Consider the following 5,279-nt stretch of genomic DNA (forward strand, 5'->3'; position numbering starts at 1 on the left):
CACCAATACAAATGCACGCACAAAACAAATTGAAAAGAAAACAATACAAATCAAAAAAGCTGAACAATCATATGATTGTTCAGCTTTAATTAATAAATTTAATCCTTTAATAATCTGTATCGGTTATTTAGGACTAGACAATAATTTATTCTGGGTCTTTTAAAAAAATTATTTTTCGTTTTGGTGAATTACGGTTTTTCGGTTTACGCCCAGTCATGACGATTAAACAGTATAATATATACATTTAACATACTGATAACTAAATAGTTAACATGAGAAATGTTAAAGTTGAATTATTAATTTTTGCTATTCATTGAAAGAGATTAGAAAAAAAAAGATAATATTGTAACCGGATTATTTAAACTATGAAAAACGTTTTGCTTGTATTTGTTGGTGGTGGCTTTGGAAGCGTATTACGCTACATTGTTGGCAAATATCTTAACAGTACAGAAACTGGTATTCCTTATGGTACTTTTCTCGCTAACATTTTAGGCAGCTTACTTATAGGTGTAATTTTAGGTTTGGCGTTAAAAAACAACACGCTTACACAAAGCCACACTTTACTATTAGCTACGGGCTTTTGTGGTGGTTTTACTACGTTTTCAACCTTTGCTTACGAAAATCATGTGTTTTTAAAAGCAGGTGATTTTACCAGCTTTGCCATTTATACCATTGCCAGTTTTGTAATAGGCTTTTTAGCTGTATTTGGAGGTATGTATCTTGCTAAAATATTTTAGTGCTTTTTATAAGCCTTTACGCCAGCTTCTACTGCCAGATCCAATGAATTTTTTAAGGGTACAATAGGACAGGAATATCTTGGGCTGTAAGCACAATAAGGATTATATGCTTTGTTAAAATCGAGCACAATAGTGTCACCTTCTGGCTGGCTGGCGTCTAAATAGCGTCCACCACCATAACTATTTTCACCATTAGTCTCGTCTAAAAAAGGAAGAAATAAATAATCTTCATAACCTTCTCTTTTAATTAAATCTATATTTTGATAGATGTCTAATTTACAAGCCTCACCTTTTAAGGTAAAGGTTAGCTCGCCATATTTCACATACATCGGTTTACGGTCTGTTGTTGTTGCCATCTCGAAAGGTGTTTCGTCTGGCGTGCGTTTAAAATTAGCAATAACAACATAGGTAGAATCGAATGGGAAAAATTCTAATGCTCTAAAGGTTTTTCTGTCTTTCTCGGTTAAAGGTGATTTTAACGCATCTTTAAACTTGGCGTTTTCTTCACGTTGATGCTCTGTTTCACCTAAAAGCGGTTGTTTGTCTTGTGCACAACTTAATATAGAAAGACTAAGACATATGAGGCAGAAAAAATTCTTCATTTTAAATTTTGTTTGCTTCAAAAATACAACTTTAAAAAATTTTGTTTAGCTTTGAGTTATCTAAAAAAAGAAATAATGAATATTGTCATTTCAAATTGTAAGCAAAACACCACCTATAGAGATAGAAGGCGGACTACTTATATTTTAAAATGATATAAACATCAATTTATATAATATTAAAAGTCCAACTTCGTAGTTGGACTTTTTTAATTTAGTCCTATTACGAATTAAACATTTGGACATGAAATAAACCATAACCAACCAAACCATTACCGCTGTTGCGGAAATATTATGAAAAAACTATACTTAAACTACATCGATTCCTTTAGCGGACTATCTACCGAAATATGGTGGCTTGCAGCCATTACTTTAATTAATCGAGCTGGTACGATGGTTATACCATTTTTGTCTATTTATTTAACCGAAGATTTAAATATCTCGATGGGTAATGTAGGCTGGATAATGACCTGCTTTGGTGTTGGTTCTCTTGTAGGCACCTGGCTTGGTGGCAAGTTAACAGATGTTATGGGCTATTATAAAATAATGGTTTTTAGCTTATTAGCTACTGGTTTTTTGTTTATCGGACTACAATATTTACACACGTTTCAATCGCTATGCATTGGTATATTTTTAACCATGTGTGTGGCAGATATGTTTAGACCTGCTTCGTATGTAGCTATGAGTGCTTACAGCAAACCCGAAAATAAAACACGTAGTGTAACGCTAATTCGTTTAGCTATTAATTTAGGGTTTTCTGCTGGTCCAGCAGTTGGTGGTTTAATTATTACACATCTCAATTATTCAGGATTATTTTGGGTGGATGGCATTACCTGTATTTTGGCAACTCTGGTATTATTTTTTGTTTTAAACCCTAAAAAGGCACAAATTCAAGATGAAATTAAAAACATAAATCCGCAATCTGCATACAAAGACACACCATACTTAATCTTTTTTGTGGCTATGGTATTATTTGCTGTTGTATTTTTTCAATACTTTTCTGCCATGCCAATTTATTACAGAGAGGCTCATGGATTAAGTGAGCTACAGGTAGGTTTAATTTTGGGATTTAACGGACTCTTTATTTTCCTGTTTGAAATGCCCTTGATAAAATGGTTAGAAAAAACCCAAAACACTAAAATAGGCTTGGTTTTATTTGGTGCTTTTTTAACAGGATTAAGTTTGCTGGTACTCAATTTTACAAACTGGTCTGGTGTATTAATTATTGGTATGTTGTTAATGACGGTGGGAGAAATGATAGCCTTCCCATTTGCCAATGGTTTTGCTTTAGATCGTGCAAGACGTGGTAATCAAGGAGAGTATTTAGCCATGTATGCTATGGCATTTTCGGTAGGAAGTATTTTTGGTCACAACGCAGGTTTGCATTTGGCCGAAGCATTGGGCTTCGATAATACCTGGTATATTATGACTGTGCTTGCTTTGCTTTGTGTTATTTTATTATTAGTTTTAAAAGCGTTTATGAAGAAAAAAATAGTAAGTCATGAACTTAAACCAAGTCACCATAGTTAGTGAAAACACAAGACCATTAGTGTCTTTCTATAAAACATTAGGTTTAACATTAATTGTAGATGCTTTGCCTCGCTATGCGAGATTAGAATGTCCGGATGGTGAGGCAACGTTATCTATTCAATTTACAGAAGAAGTAATAATTAAAAACAATACAACGCTGTATTTTGAAGATAAAGATTTAGATGTATTAGTAGAAAAACTTCGGGAAAAAGGCATCACTTTTAGTCAATTACCAAAGGATGAATCCTGGCTTTGGCGAGAGGCAAAACTTAAAGATCCAGACGGTAATACCATAGTATTGTTTAAGGCTGGCAACAACCGGAAAAATCCGCCTTGGCGTATTAATTAAAATTGTTAACTATTATTACACACTTTACAATCTTCTTTTTCTTTTATCTCACCAACTAAAACACCTTTGTCGTTTTCAACAAAATCACAACAATCTTTAAAACCTTGGGCTACCATTTTTCTTGCACGTTGTATTTGCGATTTGGTAGTAGGTAAATTAAGGTTTAGTTGTTTTGCTACTTCGGCTTGCTTTAGCCCTTTTATATCTGAAAGAAATAAAGGCTCTCTGTATTTTTTTGGTAAGTTTTTAATTATACCATATAAACACTCCTTTTCGGTATGCTTGGTTTCCTTAATTCGTGCTTCGGTTTCAAAATTTGCTATTTCGAACGTTTGATTCGAAGTTTTAAAATAGTCTAAAACCGAATGTCTTGCAATAGAAAACAACCATGCTTTTACTTTTGTAGCATCCTTTAAGGTATCTAATTTTGTATGAATTTTTATAAAGGTGTCCTGTAAAATATCGTCTGCAATGGCTTCATTTTTAACTTTACTTAAAATGAAACGCTTTAAATCCTGCGAATAGGCTTCCCAAATTTGTTTTGTAGTCATCATTTAAAAAGTAAGTCGGTTTTAGGCGTTAAAAATTACATAAAACCGACTATTATTTTAACAATTACAACCTGTACAGGTACAATTCTCGCAGGTACATGCCTGGCATTGTCCCTTTGTACAACTTTCGCAATTACATGTGCATTCTTTATTTTTCATAATGTTTGTATTTATAGTTCATATAATAGACTAATAATTTACAAAAAAGATGCAAAATTTTTAAATTTATTTCAAAACTATTATTGTGCTTCTAAAAAACTAAAACTTTTTAATAGAATTATTTTTAACCACATGAGACAACACAATTTGAGTTTTAACCTCTCCATAAACAATTAATTGATCGATAAAGGCCTCTAAGTGTTTTTGGTTTCTTAAAACCACTTCCATAACAATGTTTTCATTACCCGTAATACGATAACAATTAATAACCTCATCATAGGTTTTTACTTTTTCTAAAAACGGTTTTAACATGCCCATAAATGCACGTATATTAACTATAGCTTTAAACTGGTAACCAACCTCAATTGGAGACACCATGGTGTTATAGCTTTGTATAATTCCAGCGTCTTCCATTTTTTTTATACGTTCTGAAACGGCTGGTGAAGAGATACCTACCTGGTTTCCAATGGCTACATTAGATTGCCTTGCCTGCTTTTGTAAACAGTTTAATATTTTCCAGCTTAAGCTATCAAGTTTCATTTTAAAAGAATTTTAGTAAATATATTTAATTATTAATGAAAAAAATTGATTTTACTATAATTTTTAAAGCGATAGATGAAGACTTGTGATTAAATTTGGTAAAATTAATTTAATAATGTTTTCTCAAATCCCATCGCACTTGCCAGATTCGCCTATTTATAGAAAGGCTATGGATATTTTTTTATTGTCTCATAATATATCGGCTTATTTAAACGACGATTTATCGGCTTTAAAAAGTGACGGAAAAGAAGATGAGCATATTTATTTTTCTGGCGATATTGTTCAGCAGTCCGTTTCATTAGCTCCAGAAATTATTAGAGCAGAATTAGAACTATATTCTGAAAATAAACACAAACATCTTTCTAAACTAAGAACGCTAACTAATAGGTTGTATAGAAACTGTAGCAGGTTAGAAAAATGTAACAGTAATGGCAGAGAATACATTCCTGTTCTACGTAAAGAATTGAATAAATTTAAAAAACTACAACGCACCTGGGCGTTAACTTTATGATCACTTTAACCAACTAATAATAAAAAAAGCACTTAATTAAATTAAGTGCTTTTGTTTTTTCTTCTATTTTAAACTTGTTTAAGTATAAGCTTTTTCGCATGGAGTCGACGTGTTTGATCACTTTTTTTTAAAAAGAAAAAGGAGCCATCTGGGATACTTCGACTATGCTCAGCATAAGCGATTCACACACTTTTTGCTTTGGCAAAAAGTGGTTCTCTGAGATACTTCGACTTCTCTCAGCATAAGCGATTCACACACTTTTTGCTTTGGCAAAAAGTGGTTCTCTGAGATACTTCGACTTCT

Annotated in this window: 7 protein-coding genes; 4 read left to right on the forward strand and 3 right to left on the reverse strand. The window is 32.4% G+C overall.

The genetic code is table 11. The features are described 5' to 3' along the window. The first annotated feature begins 365 nt into the window (after nucleotides 1–365). Entirely contained in the window at nucleotides 366–737 is a 372-nt protein-coding gene (gene crcB, locus ACVC43_RS00260; RefSeq protein ID WP_452222568.1) for a fluoride efflux transporter CrcB, read from the forward strand. On the opposite strand, the gene ACVC43_RS00265 is transcribed toward crcB, so the two are convergent. Continuing rightward, the gene (locus tag ACVC43_RS00265) at nucleotides 734–1,339 is read right to left on the reverse strand and encodes a DUF1684 domain-containing protein (protein WP_452222569.1); all 606 of its coding nucleotides are present in this window, start codon (nucleotides 1,337–1,339) and stop codon (nucleotides 734–736) included. The genes crcB and ACVC43_RS00265 overlap by 4 nt on opposite strands. Before the next feature lie 291 nt (nucleotides 1,340–1,630). On the opposite strand from ACVC43_RS00265, the gene ACVC43_RS00270 reads away from it, so the two are divergent. Together ACVC43_RS00270 and ACVC43_RS00275 are read left to right on the forward strand one after the other, a co-directional pair. Further along, nucleotides 1,631–2,866, forward strand: coding sequence for an MDR family MFS transporter (locus ACVC43_RS00270; RefSeq protein WP_452222570.1), 1,236 nt, complete (start codon nucleotides 1,631–1,633; stop codon nucleotides 2,864–2,866). Further along, nucleotides 2,838–3,215, forward strand: a complete 378-nt coding sequence (locus ACVC43_RS00275) for a VOC family protein (RefSeq protein ID WP_452222571.1) — start codon at nucleotides 2,838–2,840, stop codon at nucleotides 3,213–3,215. The genes ACVC43_RS00270 and ACVC43_RS00275 overlap by 29 nt, the downstream gene beginning before the upstream one ends. A gap of 5 nt (nucleotides 3,216–3,220) precedes the next feature. Here ACVC43_RS00275 and ACVC43_RS00280 read toward each other — a convergent pair whose 3' ends face one another. After that, nucleotides 3,221–3,769, reverse strand: coding sequence for a sigma-70 family RNA polymerase sigma factor (locus ACVC43_RS00280; RefSeq protein WP_452222572.1), 549 nt, complete (start codon nucleotides 3,767–3,769; stop codon nucleotides 3,221–3,223). A 255-nt stretch (nucleotides 3,770–4,024) separates the two neighbouring features. Then, nucleotides 4,025–4,465: an Lrp/AsnC family transcriptional regulator gene (locus ACVC43_RS00285; protein WP_452222573.1), complete on the reverse strand. Its 441-nt coding sequence runs from the start codon at nucleotides 4,463–4,465 to the stop codon at nucleotides 4,025–4,027. A gap of 115 nt (nucleotides 4,466–4,580) precedes the next feature. Here ACVC43_RS00285 and ACVC43_RS00290 point away from each other — a divergent pair, with 115 nt between their 5' ends. After that, nucleotides 4,581–4,976 (forward strand): hypothetical protein, encoded by a 396-nt coding sequence (locus ACVC43_RS00290; RefSeq protein ID WP_452222574.1) that lies wholly within the window; start codon nucleotides 4,581–4,583, stop codon nucleotides 4,974–4,976. Nucleotides 4,977–5,279 lie beyond the last annotated feature (303 nt).

The organism is Lacinutrix chionoecetis (assembly GCF_053604665.1).